The 15,864-nt window shown below is 73.9% G+C and carries 15 protein-coding genes; 9 read left to right on the top strand and 6 right to left on the bottom strand.

The genetic code is table 11. The features are described 5' to 3' along the window. Nucleotides 1-76 precede the first annotated feature (76 nt). Nucleotides 77-1,873: a bifunctional metallophosphatase/5'-nucleotidase gene (locus BLW82_RS22915; protein ID WP_093501273.1), complete on the bottom strand. Its 1,797-nt coding sequence runs from the start codon at nt 1,871-1,873 to the stop codon at nt 77-79. Nucleotides 1,874-2,042: 169 nt separating this feature from the next. Between BLW82_RS22915 and mshD the strand changes: the two genes are divergently transcribed. Beyond that, on the top strand, nt 2,043-2,972 hold the full coding sequence (gene mshD / locus BLW82_RS22910; RefSeq protein WP_093501271.1) for a mycothiol synthase: 930 nt from the start codon (nt 2,043-2,045) through the stop codon (nt 2,970-2,972). An 18-nt stretch (nt 2,973-2,990) separates the two neighbouring features. On the opposite strand, the gene BLW82_RS22905 is transcribed toward mshD, so the two are convergent. Genes BLW82_RS22905 through BLW82_RS22885 form a run of 5 tightly spaced genes read right to left on the bottom strand, consistent with a single transcriptional unit; the run spans nt 2,991 to nt 7,026 of the window. Next, nucleotides 2,991-3,206 (bottom strand): hypothetical protein, encoded by a 216-nt coding sequence (locus BLW82_RS22905; protein WP_093501270.1) that lies wholly within the window; start codon nt 3,204-3,206, stop codon nt 2,991-2,993. Between the two features lie 50 nt (nt 3,207-3,256). Continuing rightward, nucleotides 3,257-4,804, bottom strand: coding sequence for a hypothetical protein (locus BLW82_RS22900; protein ID WP_093501268.1), 1,548 nt, complete (start codon nt 4,802-4,804; stop codon nt 3,257-3,259). Beyond that, nucleotides 4,801-5,661 (bottom strand): ABC transporter ATP-binding protein, encoded by an 861-nt coding sequence (locus BLW82_RS22895; RefSeq protein ID WP_093501266.1) that lies wholly within the window; start codon nt 5,659-5,661, stop codon nt 4,801-4,803. Before BLW82_RS22895 ends, BLW82_RS22900 begins: the two co-directional genes overlap by 4 nt. A gap of 16 nt (nt 5,662-5,677) precedes the next feature. Next, complete coding sequence (locus BLW82_RS22890) at nt 5,678-6,487, bottom strand: cupin domain-containing protein (protein WP_093501264.1); 810 nt, start codon at nt 6,485-6,487, stop codon at nt 5,678-5,680. Continuing rightward, on the bottom strand, nt 6,484-7,026 hold the full coding sequence (locus BLW82_RS22885; RefSeq protein WP_093501262.1) for an RNA polymerase sigma factor: 543 nt from the start codon (nt 7,024-7,026) through the stop codon (nt 6,484-6,486). The genes BLW82_RS22890 and BLW82_RS22885 overlap by 4 nt, the downstream gene beginning before the upstream one ends. Before the next feature lie 110 nt (nt 7,027-7,136). Here BLW82_RS22885 and BLW82_RS22880 point away from each other — a divergent pair, with 110 nt between their 5' ends. The 8 genes from BLW82_RS22880 to BLW82_RS22845 all read left to right on the top strand — a co-directional run bounded on the left by BLW82_RS22880 (nt 7,137) and on the right by BLW82_RS22845 (nt 15,864). Then, the gene (locus BLW82_RS22880) at nt 7,137-7,538 is read left to right on the top strand and encodes a GntR family transcriptional regulator (RefSeq protein WP_093501260.1); all 402 of its coding nucleotides are present in this window, start codon (nt 7,137-7,139) and stop codon (nt 7,536-7,538) included. Next, nucleotides 7,535-8,413, top strand: coding sequence for an ATP-binding cassette domain-containing protein (locus tag BLW82_RS22875; RefSeq protein ID WP_093501259.1), 879 nt, complete (start codon nt 7,535-7,537; stop codon nt 8,411-8,413). The genes BLW82_RS22880 and BLW82_RS22875 overlap by 4 nt, the downstream gene beginning before the upstream one ends. Beyond that, nucleotides 8,410-9,315, top strand: a complete 906-nt coding sequence (locus BLW82_RS22870) for a hypothetical protein (RefSeq protein ID WP_093501258.1) — start codon at nt 8,410-8,412, stop codon at nt 9,313-9,315. Before BLW82_RS22875 ends, BLW82_RS22870 begins: the two co-directional genes overlap by 4 nt. Then, entirely contained in the window at nt 9,312-10,112 is an 801-nt protein-coding gene (locus tag BLW82_RS22865) for a hypothetical protein (protein WP_093501257.1), read from the top strand. The genes BLW82_RS22870 and BLW82_RS22865 overlap by 4 nt, the downstream gene beginning before the upstream one ends. A 208-nt stretch (nt 10,113-10,320) precedes the next feature. Further along, nucleotides 10,321-12,678 (top strand): RNA degradosome polyphosphate kinase, encoded by a 2,358-nt coding sequence (locus BLW82_RS22860; protein ID WP_093501255.1) that lies wholly within the window; start codon nt 10,321-10,323, stop codon nt 12,676-12,678. Then, nucleotides 12,659-13,681, top strand: a complete 1,023-nt coding sequence (locus tag BLW82_RS22855) for a CHAD domain-containing protein (RefSeq protein WP_093501253.1) — start codon at nt 12,659-12,661, stop codon at nt 13,679-13,681. Before BLW82_RS22860 ends, BLW82_RS22855 begins: the two co-directional genes overlap by 20 nt. Further along, nucleotides 13,678-14,094: an NUDIX hydrolase gene (locus BLW82_RS22850; RefSeq protein WP_093501251.1), complete on the top strand. Its 417-nt coding sequence runs from the start codon at nt 13,678-13,680 to the stop codon at nt 14,092-14,094. Before BLW82_RS22855 ends, BLW82_RS22850 begins: the two co-directional genes overlap by 4 nt. Before the next feature lie 75 nt (nt 14,095-14,169). Further along, on the top strand, nt 14,170-15,864 hold the full coding sequence (locus BLW82_RS22845) for a helix-turn-helix transcriptional regulator (RefSeq protein ID WP_093501249.1): 1,695 nt from the start codon (nt 14,170-14,172) through the stop codon (nt 15,862-15,864).

Raw genomic sequence — 15,864 nt, 5'->3', positions numbered from 1 at the left:
TCCAGCGGGTGCGGCAGAGAGGGCCCGGTGCGCACGGGGGTGCGTACCGGGCCCTGGGTGGGGCGGAGACGGGTGACTACTGGACGATCGTGATCCGGTTGGTGGCCGGCGGCGCGAGCGGGCTCGCGGCCGAGGAGTGGGCCGTCAGGTACTCCGCGAGGGCGGAGAGGTCGTCGGTGCCCACCAGGTCGCCGGTGCCCTGGCCGAGGGTGGTGAAGCCGTCGCCGCCACCCGCGAGGAAGGAGTTGGTGGCGACGCGGTAGGTGGCGGCCGGGTCGATGGCCGTGCCGTTCAGCTTCACGGAATCGGTGACGACACGGTCCGCGCCCGTCTTCGTCAGGTCCAGGGTGTAGGTGAGCCCCCCGGACGGCTGGAGGATCTTCGGGGCGGCCGCGTTCGCACCGCTCACCTGCTCCTTGAGCACCTGGACGAGCTGCGCGCCGGTGAAGTCCTGGAGGTTCACGGTGTTGGCGAACGGCTGGACCGTGAAGCCCTCGGCGTACGTCACGACGCCGTCGCCCTCGCTCCCCTTGGCCGCGTACGTCAGCCCGGCCCGTACCCCGCCCGGGTTCATCAGCGCGAGGTCGGTCTCCGGGTCCAGCTCCTTGCCGTACGCGAACTGGGCGTCGGCGATCAGGTCGCCCATCGGGGACTCGGTGCCGGTGCTGTTGACGTCGGCGGAGATGTAGCCGATGGCGCGGTTGCCGATCGGGGCGGCGAGGGTGTTCCACCTGCTGATCAGCTCGGTCATGTCTGGCGCCTTGGCGACGTCCCGGGTGACCACGTGGTTCGCGGACCGCACGGCCGTACGCGCGATGTCGCCGGTGCGGCGGTCGTAGGTCAGCGTGGTGTCGGTGTAGAGGCGGCCGAAGGAGGCGGCGGAGGTGACCATGCGGGGGTGGCCGGCCGGGTCGTCGATCGTGCAGACGTACGCGGTGTGGGTGTGGCCGGTGACCAGCGCGTCCACGGCCGGGGTCACGTTCTTCGCGATGTCGACGATCGGGCCGGAGATGCCGTCGCCCGCGCCCGGCGAGTCGCAGTCGTAGTTGTAGCTGGACGAGGACGGGAAGCCGCCCTCGTGGACCAGCGCCACGATCGACTGGACGCCCTGGCGCTGGAGCACCTTGGCGTACTTGTTGATGGTCTCGACCTCGTCCTTGAAGGCCAGGCCCTTGACGCCGTCGGCGGAGACGATGCCGGGCGTGCCCTCCAGGGTCACGCCGATGAAGCCGATCCTGACGTCCTTCTTCTGCCAGACCCAGTAGGGCTTGAGGATCGGCTTGTCCGTCTTCTCGTCGAGGACGTTGGCCGCCAGGTACGGGAAGTCGGCGCCCTTGAACCTCTTGCCGGTGTAGCAGCCGTCGGTGGGGTGGCAGCCGCCGTTCTGCAGGCGGGCCAGTTCCTTCGCGCCCTCGTCGAACTCGTGGTTGCCGACCGTCGTGACGTCCAGGTCGAGCTTGTCGAGCGCCTCGATGGTCGGCTCGTCGTGGAAGAGACCGGAGATGAGCGGGGAGGCGCCCACCATGTCGCCGCCGGCGGCGGTGACGGAGTACTCCTTGCCCTTGCGGGCCTGCCGCAGGTGGGTCGCGAGGTACTCGACACCGCCGGCGTCGATCGTCTTCGTCGTCCCGTCGGCCTGGGTCTCGGTGACCCGGCCCGAGGACCCGGACGGCGGCTCCAGATTGCCGTGCAGGTCGTTGAAGGAGAGCAGCTGGACGTCCTGGTAGCGGCTGGGGCCGTGGTGCCCGTGCCCCTTGCCGGAGTGCGCGTCGGCGGGCAGCGCGCCGGCCAGGGCCGCGACGGTGGCGAGCCCGGCGGCCGACGCGAGCAGCGCGTACGTACGGCGTCGGGACGGTCTGGACTCCGCGTGCATGGAACCCCCCTGTGGGTCTGCTGAGAAGTGGCCCGGTCCGGCGCAGCCTAGGGTCAACGCGCGTAGCGCAACAGGGGGTTCATGGTTACATCTTGGTTGCCGGTTGCCCTGTCCTTTACCTTTCGCCGGTGCCCGCACTTTGCCGACCCGGCCCCGTACCCTCGTACGCATGACCAGCGACGACACCGCACGGCCGCCCACGTACTCCCGCTCCATCGACACCTACTCCGCGCTCGCCCCGGATCAGGCCGAGGCCGTACGGGAACTGCTGACGGCGGCCGCGCAGGCCGACGGCCAGCAGCCGGTGTCCGAGCAGGGCCGCCTCCAGCTGAGCGGCGGTGCCCGGGAGGGCGTCTCCCATCTGCTCCTCTCCGTCGGCGACGAACTCGTTGGCTACGCCCAGCTGGAGGACACCGATCCGGTGGAGGCGCCGGCCGCGGAGCTGGTCGTCCATCCGGCGCACCGGGGCCACGGCCACGGCCGCGCGCTGGGCTCCGCCCTGCTGACCGCGTCCGGCAAGCGGCTGCGGGTCTGGGCGCACGGCGGCCACTCGGCGGCCCGCCACCTCGCGCAGGTCCTCGGCCTCACCCTGTTCCGCGAACTGCGCCAGATGCGCCGCTCGTTGACGGACCTCGACCTGCCGGACCCGAAGCTGCCCGAGGGCGTCACCGTCCGCGCCTTCGTCCCCGGCCGGGACGACGCGGCCTGGCTCGCCGTCAACGCCGCCGCCTTCGCCCACCACCCGGAACAGGGCTCGCTCACCCAGCGCGACCTCGACGACCGCAAGGCCCAGCCCTGGTTCGACCCGGCCGGGTTCTTCCTCGCGGAGCGCGGCGGCGAACTCCTCGGCTTCCACTGGACGAAGGTCCACGACGCGGAAGGCCTCGGCGAGGTCTACGTCCTCGGCGTCTCCCCCACCGCCCAGGGCGGCGGCCTCGGCAAGTCCCTCACCACCATCGGGCTGCGCCACCTGGCGGAACGGGGGCTGCCGACGGCGATGCTGTACGTCGACGCCGACAACACGGCGGCGGTCGCGGTCTACGAACGGCTGGGCTTCGTGACGCACGAGACGGACCTGATGTACCGGACGGAGACGTGACGGAGACCTGAGGTCACCTCACCGGTTCGGTGACCGCCTGCGGTTGATCAGGTAGGCGGACCTGCCGAGCACGGCGACGGCGACCGCCGCGGCGACCGCCTTGACGAGGGGCCCGGCACCGCCGGCCAGGGTGGCCGCGGCGAGGACGAGGACGACGGCGGCCGAGAGCCAGGGCATCACCCTCTCGGCCGGGCCCCCGTCACGGAAGGGGTTGTCGCGCAAGCGATCGTCCACGTCCGTCTCCTCACCCGTCCCGGCGCCTGTTGCCCCCCATCATGCCCCCGTCAGCCCTCCTGGCAGTCGTCCGGGCCCTTCGGCACCCGTACGCCGAGCAGGCGGGCCGCCTCGGCCGTTGTGGTGTGCGGTGAGACCAGTTCCCGCCAGTGGGACCTGACCCGGGCCGCCACCGTGTCGTGCGGCTCGCGGAACAGCTCCCGTACGACCTGCGTCTGCTGGCCCGAGACGGACATGCTGCCGCCGTCCGGGGTGAGGACCGAGGCCGGGCCCGTGAGGCTGTCGTCGATGCGGAGGTGGCGGAAGGTGTCCTCGGGGGCGGGGTCGGTGGCCAGGGCCAGCCACATCGTGGTGACCGGGCGGGCGTCGCACATCTCGACGGACGCCGACTCGTTGCCCGCGACCAGGACCCGGGCGACGCCGACCGCGAACTCGGGGACCCGGTGGCCACCCCACTGGGTGCCGACGGTGACCGTGCCGGGGGCGGAGCTGGTCGGGAGGGTGGCGTCCGTGGACAGGTCGGTGATCTCCGGGATGCGCTGGCGGACGGTGAGACGGGCCGTGGCCTGCTCGCCGCCCGCCTCGGCCCGGACGCGACGGACGACCGAGGCCCAGTCGACGGTCCAGCCCTTCCAGTCCGGGTACGCGCAGTACCGGGAGCCGGCCCGCTCGACGCACGTCTGGAACTGCGCGGGGTGGTCCGCCTCCGCCTTCCGCTCGGCCTGCAGACCCGGGGAGTCCCCCGGCGTCTGCCCGGCCACGCCGGCCACCGCCGCCGCCAGGGCCACGGCCGTCGCCGCCTTCAGGAGCCGCGCCCGGCCGCCGGCGACCAGCATGGCCGCACACACCGACAGCACCGTGAGGCCCAGCAGGTACAGCGCGTGCCAGTCCGCCGGGCGGCCCAGCAGTTCGCCGGGGACCGGGGTGCCGCCGTTCTGCAGCACCGCCGGCCAGAGCCAGTCCACGCCGTGCGTGCCCGAGCCGGCGGGCAGCAGGCTGGTGCCGAACCCGATCGCGAGCAGGAACAGCAGCGGGGCCGCCGGGTGCGGCAGGACCCTGGCCAGCAGCACACCGAGCGCACCTGCGAGCAACACGGTCAGCGGAGCCACCGCCAGTTCGAAGACCGAGCCGTGCCCGACCGCGCCCGGCCGCAGCGACGCCCACGCGAACTGGACGTCGACCAGCACGGTCACGCCGACCGCGAAGGGCACGACGGACAGGGCGTGCGCGAGCGTACGGCGGGCGGGCGCCATCGCCAGCACCCCGAACTGCTCCTCCAGGCCGCGCCGCCGGTTGAGCAGCGCCGCCCGGTGCACGCACACCAGCAGGGCCACGGCGAACAGCTCGGGGCCGCCCTGGGTGGCGCGGTCCACGTCGTGCAGGACGGGATACGCGTCCATGCCCTCGTCCCGGCCGAACAGGCCGTACCCGACGTAGGCGAGGTAGAGCAGCCCGAAGAAGAGCAGCGGTATCTGGAGGAGGAGCTGGCGGGCCTCGAACACGGCCAGGGCGACGACCGACGCGGAGGCAGTGACCCGCTCCTGGCGCTCGCGCCCGGCGGCGGCCGGCTCCGGCCCGGTCACGAGTACGGCCGTCATGCCGCCACCCCCGTGGTCTCGTCGTCGAGGACCAGCAGGTAGCCGTCCTCCAGGGTCGGTTCGAGCAGGTCGGCGCCGGCGGGCGGGTCGCCGACGTTGCGGAAGGCGCCGGTGCCGGTGCGCCAGCCCGCCCGTGCGCCCGGGGCGCGTTCCGTGCTGCTCCACACCCGTCCGGCCGCACGGGCCGTCAGCCCGGCCGGTGTGCCGTCGAACCGGACCCGGCCGCCGGCCAGCACGATCACCCGGTTGCAGAGCATCGCGACGTCCTCGGTCTGGTGGGTGGAGAGCAGGACCGTGCGGCCCTCCCCCGCCTCCGTGATCAGCTCCCGGAACCGCATGCGCTGCTCGGGGTCGAGTCCGACCGTCGGCTCGTCCAGGACCAGGAACCGGGGGCCCCCGACGAGCGCGGCGGCCAGCGCGACCCGCTGCCGCATCCCGCCGGAGAGCCGCTTGATCCGCCTGCCGCGCACGTCGGCGAGGCCGACCAGGTCCAGGACGCGCCGGACCTCGCGGTGGCGGCCGCCGCGGTCGGTGAGCTCCTTGAGGATGGCGACGTAGTCGACGAACTCGAAGGCCGTGAAGTCCGGGTGGAAGCCGGGGGTCTGCGGGAGGTAGCCGAGCGTGCGGCGGACCGCGAGCCGGCCGGCCGCGGTGGCCGGGTCCTCGCCGTGCACCGTGAGGGTGCCGCCGTCGGGCGGTACGGCGGTGGCGAGGACCTTCAGCAGGGTCGTCTTTCCGGCGCCGTTGGGCCCGAGCAGACCGGTGACGCCGTCCGTCAGGGACAGGGTGACGCCGTCGAGCGCGGGGGTGCCGCCGTAGCGCACGGTGAGGCCGGCGGCGGAGACAGTGGTGTTCAACTCGGGACTCCAGCGGTCAGTAGGGCTTGGCGTCGAAGCGGTCGCGCACCTGGTGGAGCAGGAGCGTCGCCAGCGCGGCGAGCGCGGCGGCCACCGACTGCCCGGCCGTGGTGAAGGCGACCGACGCGTGCGCCGGATGCATCGCGGCCACCGCCATCAGGGCGGTCCACGCCCCGCCGACCAGTCCGGGCCCGAGCAGCGGACCCAGCCGGGCGGAGAGGGCGAGGCCGGCCGCGGTGAGCGCGAGGGCGGGCAGCAGCCAGCCGAAGGCGAGCAGGCCGTAGCCGGGAAGTGCCAGCGCGGCCAGGCAGTTGAGGCCGAGCGAGACGGTCAGCGCGGCCACCGTGCGGATCATCAGCAGCCGGAAGCCGTGCGTCGGGGCGACCACCGCGATCTCGTACGTCGGGTCCAGGACCGGCCCGTACGACAGGGCCACCGCGGCCAGCGGGAGCAGCGGGGCGAGGGCCAGGAACAGCGCCGGGGCGTCCACCGCGTCGACCACCAGTACTGTCGCCGCCAGCACGAACGCCACCGAGGCCAGCCAGGAGCGGCGCAGCACCGGGGTCGCGGTGAGCAGCTGTGCGGTGTGGTCGGCGACCCCGAGGCGGACCAGGAGCCGCTGGCCCAGCCCTGGGCTCGGCGCGTCCAGTTCGGCGTCCAGGCGGTCCCAGCCGGCGTCCAGCGCGACCGGGTCCGACACGGACGCCAGTACCGCCCTGCACGCGGCGCAGGAGCCGACGTGGGTGTCGGCCGACCACAGCAGCGGCGGCGCCAACTCGCCGTGCGCGTACGCCCGTAGATCCTCTTCAGACACGTGCCAGGTCATGCCAGCTCCTCCCGCAGCTGCTTGCGCGCCCGCATCGCGCGGGTCTTGACCGTCCCCGGCGGGATGCCGAGCAGGACCGCGGCCTCCCGGGTGGTCAGTCCGTCGATCACCGTGGCCTGGAGCACCGCCCGCAGCTCGGGCGAGAGCCGGACCAGGGCCCCGGCGAGGTCCCCGTGCTCCACCCCCGCGAGCACGCGTTCCTCCGCCGAGGCCTCGTCCCGGTGGCGCAGCCGGGCCAGCGCCTGCCGCAGCCGGCCGCGGGCCCCGTCGCCGCGCAGCGCGTCGACCAGCCGCCGCGACCCGATCCGCCACAGCCACCCGGCGGCGTCACCCTCCTCGCGGTAGCGGGCGGTCCCCCGCCACACCGCGAGGAACGTCTCCTGCACGACGTCCTCGACGACCGCCGGATCGGCGCACCGGCCGCGCAGCCGCGCGGTCAGCCACGGGGCGTACCGGCGGTACAGCTCCTCGAAGGCGCGCCGGTCCGAGTCCGCGGCTATGGCCCGCAGCAGCTCACCGTCGCTTCTCGTTCCGCTCACGTCTCCTCATCGCACGAGCCCCGGCGATCGGTTCACCGATCCGGGTTGACTTTCGGGCAGCGCTTCCACCACCCTTTCACTACTCAATTAGTGAAAGGGTGGTTGTACGGGTGGTCGAGTACCGCATCGACCGGCGCTCCGGCGTCGCCACCTACGTCCAGATCGTCCAGCAGACCAAACAGGCGCTGCGCCTCGGGCACCTCCAGCCGGGAGACAAGCTGCCCGCCGCCCGTGAGGTGGTCGAGGCCACCGCCATCAACCCCAACACCGTCCTCAAGGCCTACCGGGAGCTGGAGCGCGAGGGCCTGGTCGAGGCCCGGCGCGGCCTCGGCACCTTCGTGAAGCGCTCGCTCGGTTCCGCCCCGGCGGCCGAGTCCCCCCTGCACGCGGAGCTGGCGGACTGGGCGGAACGCGCCCGTGCGGCCGGCCTCGACCGCGACGACGTGGCCGCACTCTTCACCGCCGTACTCGAGACCCACTTCGAGAAGCATCTCCAAGGAGAGAGTTCATGACCGACACCGCGATAGCGGCGTCCGCGCTCGGCAAACGGTTCGGCCGGCGCGGGGGCTGGGCGCTGCGCGAGTGCACCTTCCGGCTCCCCGCCGGACGGGTCTGCGCCGTCGTCGGCCCCAACGGAGCGGGCAAGTCCACCCTCCTCGCCCTCGCCGCCGGTCTGCTCGGCGCCACCGAGGGCGGGCTGACCGTCCTCGGCACCACCCCGGACCAGGCGCGCACCCGGGTCGGCTACGTCGCCCAGGACAAGCCGCTCTACCCGCAGCTCACCATCGCCGAGACGCTGGCGATGGGCGCCGACCTCAACCCCGGGCGCTGGGACGCGGCCGCCGCCCACGAGGTCGTGGCCGCCGGCGACCTGGACCCGAAGTCCCGGGTCCGGGCCCTCTCCGGCGGCCAGCGCACCCGGGTCGCCCTCGCCCTCGCCCTCGGCAAGCGGCCCGAACTGCTGCTCCTCGACGAGCCGATGGCCGACCTCGACCCGCTGGCCCGGCACGAGCTGATGGGCGTGCTGATGGTGCAGGCCGCCCAGCACGGCACCACCATCGCGATGTCCTCGCACGTGGTCGCCGAACTGGAGGACTCCTGCGACCACCTGCTGCTGATCGGCGGCGGCCGGGTCCGGCTGGCCGGCGAGATCGACGACCTGCTGGCCGCCCACGCCCGCATCGCCGCCGAGGCCGACGCCGACCTCGCCCCGCACACCGTCGTGGACTCCCGGACCACCGGCCGGCAGGTCAGCGCCCTGGTCCGCCCGGCGGGCCCGCTGCCCGCCCACTGGCGCGCCGGCACCCCCTCCCTGGAGGAACTGGTCCTCGCCCATCTCCGCAACCCCGAGGCCCCGGCCCTGACCGCGGTGGAGGCCACCGTATGACCACCCTGACCGCACCCGCGCCGGCCCCTCGGGTCCACCTCACCCGCTGGCTGCTGCGCCTGCACCGCCCCGCGCTGTACGTCTGGGCGGGCCTGGTCCTGGCCCTCGCCGTCCTGCTCCTCGTCCTGCACGGCCCGCTGACCGGCGCCGCGGCCGACGCCTGGCGCCAGTACGACGCCTGCACGGACTGGCAGCGGTGCAGGTACGACCAGAACGCGATCCTGCGCTACAAGGACTGGTACAACTACGCCACCCTGGCCGCGGCCGCGGTGCCCTTCCTGACGGCCGCCTGGGCCGGTGGCGTGTTCGGCAGGGAGCTGGAGTCCGGTACCGCCCGGCTGGCCTGGACGCAGTCCAGCACCCCCGTACGCTGGCTGGCCTTCCGGCTCGCGGTGCCGGCCGCGGCCGTCGCCGCCGGGACCGCGCTGCTGGTCTGGCTGCACCATCTGGCCTGGACCGCGGGCAACGGCCGGATCGACACCGCCAAGCAGTGGTACGACGTCTGGACCTTCCACACCAACGGCACCACCCTCGTCGCCCTGGCCCTGTGCGGCCTGGCCGCGGGCGCGCTGACCGGGCTGCTGTCCCGCCGCGCCCTGCCCGCCCTGGGTCTCGGCCTGCTCCTCACCGGCGCGGTCTGGACCGGCCTCCAGCTGCTCCTGCCCCGCCTGTGGCCGACGAGGACCAGCACCGGAGAGGCCTACGGCGCCCTCCCCCGCAGCTCCTGGACGGTGTGGGAGAGCCCGCGCGGCACCGTCCCCGCCGGCGACTACCACCCCGCCTCGCACTACTGGCCGCTCCAGCTGACCAGTACCGCCCTGCTCCTCACCGTGACGGCCCTGCTGACCCTGGGCTGCTTCCTGGCGCTGCGCCGCCTGACCGGAAAGACGACCGCCCGATGACCGCCCTGCCCGCCACGCCCGCCCCCGCCCCCGCCCCCGGCCCCGTGTCCGCCCACCGCTCCGTGCGCCGGCTGCACCGCCCCGCCCTGCTCGTCTGGGCCGCGTTCGCGCTGCTCGTGACCGGCTGGCTGCTCTGGGTGCACTTCGCCGAGGTGCCCGCCGAGCGGGCCTGCCAGGGCTTCCACTACTCCGTCCGGAGCGACGACCTCCCCAGCTGCGGTTACTCGGCGTTCACGGACGCCAACAACGTCTTCAACTTCCTCGGTGAGGTCCTCACCTACTCCTGCGTCGCCGTCGCCGCCTGGGCGGGCGGGGCGCTGATCGGCCGGGAGCTGGAGTCCGGCACCGCCAGGCTCGCCTGGACCCAGTCCGTGTCCCCGGCCCGCTGGCTGGCCGGCAAACTGACCGCGACCGCCCTGCCGCTGGCCGCCGGGGGCGGGCTGCTCGCGCTGGTCTTCGGCTGGGTGTGGAGCTCCGACCAGGGGCAGTTGGTCAGCAGCTGGACCTACGACCGCGTCTTCATCCCGCACGGCCCGCTGCTGCCGGCCCTGCTCCTGCTCGGCCTCGCCGTGGGCGCCCTCGCCGGGATCGCGCTCGGCCGCACCCTCCCGGCGCTCGGCGCGGCCGCCGCCGTGACCCTGGTGACCAGGCTGTACCTGCGCGAGGCCTGGCTGCCGCTGCACGGCCCGCTGCACGGCTTCTGGGCGGTGCAGCTCAGCGCCACCGCGATGGTGCTCGCCCTGACCGCCGCCGTCACGGCCGGCGCGTTCTTCCTCCTGCGCCGCCGGGCCGGCTGAGGGACCGTCGGCCCCGCGCGTACCCCGGACGGCGGACAGGGCGGACGGGACCTGGGAAGCTCCGGTGGGAAGGTCGTACAGGAACGTCGCTTTCGTGATCCCCAAGGTCTCCCGAGGCTGGTCACATACGTCCGCGAGCCGCCCTCCGCTATCTCGTACGCCATGTCTTCGTAACCATTGGTTCAGACGGACTTGCGACGCTCAGCCAATGAAGCCCGCCGTGCCAGAGCCTTCGCCGCCACCCGAGGGGTTCGCGGGAAACGGGGTCGTCCAGCTCCCACCCGCGCGTTCCGACGCGCCCGTCACGGCCCGGGCGCGGAAGAATGGGGTCATGAGCCAGCAGAACACCCAGGCACCCGAGGTCCAGCACACCCAGCCCTCCGTGGGCTCCATAGCCGCACACCGCCCGCACACCGTGGCCGCCGTGGTCTCGGACCTGGAACCCGATCTCGACGCCGACCTCGACACCTACGAGGAGTCGCAGGTCGACGGGGTGCAGCTGCCCCAGGGGCGCTTCCTCGACCGGGAGCGCAGCTGGCTCGCGTTCAACGAGCGGGTCCTCGAACTGGCCGAGGATCCGGACACGCCCCTGCTGGAGCGGGCGAACTTCCTGGCGATCTTCGCGAGCAACCTGGACGAGTTCTTCATGGTCCGGGTGGCGGGCCTGAAGCGCCGGATCGCCACCGGGGTGGCCACCCGCTCCGCCTCCGGGCTGCAGCCCCGCGAGGTGCTGGAGATGATCTGGGCCCGCTCCCGCGAGCTGATGGCCCGGCACTCCGCCTGCTACCACGAGGACGTCGCCCCCGCGCTCGCGGAGGAGGGCATCCACCTGGTCCGCTGGGCCGAGCTGACCGAGAAGGAGCAGGCGCGGCTCTTCACGCTCTTCCGGCAGCAGATCTTCCCGGTCCTGACCCCGCTGGCGGTCGACCCGGCACACCCCTTCCCGTACATCTCGGGCCTCTCCCTGAACCTGGCCGTGGTCGTCCGCAACCCGGTCAGCGGTCACAAGCACTTCGCCCGCGTGAAGGTGCCGCCGTCGCTGTCCCGCTTCCTGGAGAGCTCTCCGGGCCGGTACGTCCCGATCGAGGACGTCATCGCCGCCCACCTGGAGGAGCTGTTCCCGGGCATGGAGGTCGTGGAGCACCACGCCTTCCGGCTGACCCGGAACGAGGACCTGGAGGTCGAGGAGGACGACGCCGAGAACCTGCTCCAGGCCCTGGAGAAGGAGCTCATGCGGCGCCGCTTCGGGCCGCCGGTGCGCCTGGAGGTCGAGGAGTCCATCGACCGCGAGGTGCTCGACCTGCTGGTGCGCGAGCTGAAGATCTCCGAGGCCGAGGTCTACCCGCTGCCCGGCCCGCTCGACCTCACCGGCCTGTTCCGCATCGCGAGCCTGGACCGGCCGGAGCTGAAGTACCGCAAGTTCATCGCGGGCACCCACCGCGACCTCGCCGAGGTCGAGTCGGCCTCCGCCCCCGACATCTTCGCGGCCCTGCGCGAACGGGACGTGCTGCTGCACCACCCGTACGACAGCTTCTCCACCTCCGTGCAGGCCTTCATCGAGCAGGCCGCCGAGGACCCGGACGTCCTCGCGATCAAGCAGACCCTGTACCGCACCTCAGGCGACTCCCCGATCGTCAACGCGCTCATCGACGCCGCCGAGGCCGGCAAGCAGGTCCTCGTCCTGGTCGAGATCAAGGCCCGCTTCGACGAGCACGCCAACATCAAGTGGGCGCGCAAGCTGGAAGAGGCCGGCTGTCACGTGGTCTACGGCCTGGTCGGCCTGAAGACCCACTGCAAGCTGTCCCTGGTGGTCCGCCAGGAGGGCGAGACGCTCCGCCGCTACAGCCACGTGGGCACCGGCAACTACCACCCGAAGACGGCGAGACTGTACGAGGACCTCGGGCTGCTCACCGCCGACCCGCAGGTCGGCGCGGACCTGTCCGACCTGTTCAACCGGCTCTCCGGCTACTCCCGCCGGGAGACCTACCGCCGCCTGCTGGTGGCCCCCAAGTCGCTGCGCGACGGCCTGATCGCGCGCATCGACAAGGAAATACAGCACCACCGGGCCGGCCGCCCCGCGTTCATCCGCATCAAGGTCAACTCCATGGTGGACGAGGCGATCATCGACGCCCTGTACCGCGCGTCCATGGCGGGCGTGCCGGTCGACATCTGGGTGCGCGGCATCTGCGCGATCCGCCCGGGTGTCGCCGGCCTCTCGGAGACCGTCCGGGTCCGCTCGGTCCTCGGCCGCTTCCTGGAGCACTCCCGGGTCTTCGCCTTCGGCAACGGCGGCGAGCCCGAGGTGTGGATAGGCAGCGCCGACATGATGCACCGCAACCTCGACCGCCGGATAGAGGCGCTGGTCCGGGTCACCGACCCGGCTCACCGGGCCGCGCTCAACCGGTTCCTCGAAACCGGCATGTCCGACTCCACCTCCTCCTGGCACCTGGGCCCCGACGGCGAGTGGACCCGGCACGCGACCGACGCGGACGGCCAGCCCCTGCGCAACATCCAGGAGATGCTCATAGACGCCCGGAGGCGCCGGCGTGGCACAGCAACACCTTGAACCGACGGACCCGACGGCCCGGGTGACGACCGGGGACGCCCTCGCGGGCTACCTGCGCGCCCAGGCCACGGAGTTCCTCCGCGCGCTGCGCCTGCACCGGGAGACCGGGACGGCCAGCGCGACGGAGGAGTCCGTCGACGCGGCCCGCGCCCTGCGCCGCTCGGCCCGGCGCATCAGCGGCAGCCTGCACACCTTCCGACCACTCCTGGAGGCCAACTGGTCCGAGGAGATCCGCCCCGAACTCGCCTGGCTGTCGGGCACGTTGGGCCTTGAGCACGCCTACGAGGCCCGGCTGGAGCGCCTGTTGCTGGCGCTGCACCGCCTCTCCGGCTCGACGAGCCTGCCGAACCAGGCCACTTCGGAGGCGGCGGCCGGGCGCGGCAACCTCACGGTGGGCGCGGCCAAGGCGGGCGCCCTCCTCGACCGCCAGCTCACCCTCGCCCGCACCCGGGCCCACTCCACGGCCCTCCAGGCACTCGGCTCCTCCCGCTTCCACGCGGTCGCCGACAAGGTCGCGGTGCTGGCCAGCGAGGTCCCGCTGACGGCCGCGGCGCCCGCGACCGACCTGCGCCCGCTGGCATCGGCGGCCGAGGAGCGGCTCACCGACGCCGTCGCCGCACTCCCGCTGGTCGCCGCGGGCCACCCCTACAACGCGGAGGCCCTGGTCCACGGCCTGTCCCCGGACCCGTCCCCGCACCCCCAGGACGGCCCCTGGCACCAGGTCCGCCTGCTGCTGCGCCTGCACCGCTACGCCCGCGAGGTGCTGTCCGGCCGGGACGCGCCCGTGGACGTACGGCTGCTCGCGGCCGGCCACGCCCTGAACCGGCACCGGGACGCCTCGGAAGCCGCGGCCGCGGCCGCCGCGGCGGCGCGCACGCCGCGCATCGCCCCCGCGACCGCGTACGCCCTCGGTGTCCTCCACGCCGACCAGCGGCACGAGGTGGAGGCGGCCAGGTTCGAGTTCCAGCAGGCGTGGCAGAAGCAGCGGGTGGAGGCCGTGTGACCGACACCCCGGTGCTGGCGGCGGGCTGCGTCCTGTGGCGCCGGTCGCCGGTCGACGGCGGCCTGGAGGTCTGCCTCGTCCACCGCCCCAAGTACGACGACTGGTCGCACCCGAAGGGCAAGCTCAAGCGCGGCGAGGACGCGGTCGCGGGCGCGTTGCGCGAGGTGGCCGAGGAGACCGGCCGCACGGCGGTCCTCGGCAGCGAGCTCTCCACCACCCACTACTACGCCAACGGCCTTCCCAAGGAGGTCCGTTACTGGGCCGCCGAGGCGGGTGAGGGGCACTTCACCCCGAACCACGAGGTGGACCGCGTCCTGTGGCTCCGCCCGGCGGAGGCCCGGCAACGGCTGACCCAGCCGCGCGACGCCGAGCTGGTGGACGAACTGCTGGCCTCGCTGCCCAGCACCCCCTAGGGACGCCGGCGAACCAGGGTCCGACTGGGGTCCGGCCCTGGGGACCCGACCGGCGCCGGGTGGTTGGGTTCGGGCATGACCGAACACCTGCCCGTATCCGTGCGGGCCCCGCGCCGGGTTCCGCTCGTCGGCCGTCACGCGGAACTGCGGGTGCTCGCCGGTCATGTGCGGGGCGCTCAGGCCCAGGACGGTCCGGGCGGCGCGGTACTGCTGGCGGGTGAGCCGGGCATCGGCAAGACCCGGCTGCTGGACCGGCTGGCCCGGACCTGCCCGGAGCACCTGGTCGTCGGGATCGCCGGGGTGCGCTCCCAGGCGCGGCTCGGCTTCGCGGCCCTGCACGGCCTGCTCCGCCCCTTCCTGGGCGGCCTGGACACGCTGCCGCCGCCCCAGCGCGAGGCGCTCGGGGCCGCGTTCGGCCTGGTGTCCGGCGGCACCGCCGACCGCTACCTGGCCGGCCTGGCGACCCTCACGCTGCTCGCCGGCGCCGCCTCGGTCCGCCCGCTGCTGGTTCTGGTCGACGACGTGCAGTGGCTGGACCCCGAGTCGGCCGACGTCCTGGGCTTCGTCGGCCGGTGCCTGCACGGGGACGCCGTCGCCCTGGTGCTCGCCGGCCGCGACGACCGCGACGGGCCGGATCCGTTCGACGGGATTCCCGTGTTGTCCCTGACCGGGCTGCCCCCGGCCGACGCCCGCGACCTGCTCGCGGCGAACAGCGCCGGCCGGATCGATCCGGCGGTGGCCGGCCGGATCGCCGCCGAGACCGGCGGCAACCCGCTGGCGCTGCTCCGGCTCACCCGCACGCTGACCGCCGAGCAGCTCTCCGGCGGCGCGCCGCTGCCCGTGGCGCTGCCGGTGCCCGGCCGGCTCCGCGCGCACTTCCTGCGCCGGGTCCGCGCGCTGCCCGCCGATACCAGGACGCTGCTGCTGGTCATGGCGGCGGCCGCACCGCGGGAGTCGGCGGAGCGCTGGCGGGCGGCCGGGTATCTCGGCATAGCCGCGCACGCCGCGGACGCGGCGACGGCCGCGGGCATCCTCACCCGTGAGCACGCGGCCGGGTTCCAGCACCCGGTGTTCCGGTCGGCCGTCTACTGGGGTGCCGAGGCGGCGGACCGCCGGCTCGCGCACGCGGCGCTGGCCGCGGTCACCGATCCGGTGCGTGCTCCGGACCGCCGGGCCTGGCATCGCGCCGAGGCGGCGGTCGGACCCGACGCGGAGGTCGCCGGCGAACTCGAGGCGGCCGCCCGGCACGCACGGGCCGACGGCGGACCCGCCGCGGAGGCGACGTTTCTCCTCCGCGCGGCCGAGCTGTCCCCCACCGACCGGGTCCCGCGCTTCCTCGCCGCCGCCCACGCCCACCTCGCACTCGGGAACCCGGCGTCCGCACAGGCCGCCGTGGACCGGGCCGAGACCGAACTGGGCCCCGAAGACGCCCTCCTGCGCGCCCGCGTCCGGCAGACGAGGACACGGGTGGACCTGCATCGCGCACGGCTGACGGACGTACTGCTCGCCGAGCGGGCCCGCACCGAGCTCGCGGCCGCCGGCGAACAGGCCCGCACCCCTGCCGAACCGGCCGACCGCGCACTGACGCACCGGGAGCGGGAGGTGGCCCGGCTCGCGGCCGGCGGGGTGCTGAACGCCGACATCGCGGGCCGGCTGTTCATCAGCGTCTCGACCGTCGAGTACCACCTCGGCAAGGTCTTCCGGAAGCTCGGCGTCACCTCACGGCGTCAGCTGACGACCGTGCTGGACGCCGAGGCCCGGCTGCCCTGA

Source organism: Streptomyces sp. Ag109_O5-10, assembly GCF_900105755.1.
Classification (GTDB): Bacteria; Actinomycetota; Actinomycetes; order Streptomycetales; family Streptomycetaceae; genus Streptomyces.
Note: the sequence above shows the minus strand (reverse complement) of the source record. Positions and strands in the feature narration are given on the sequence as shown.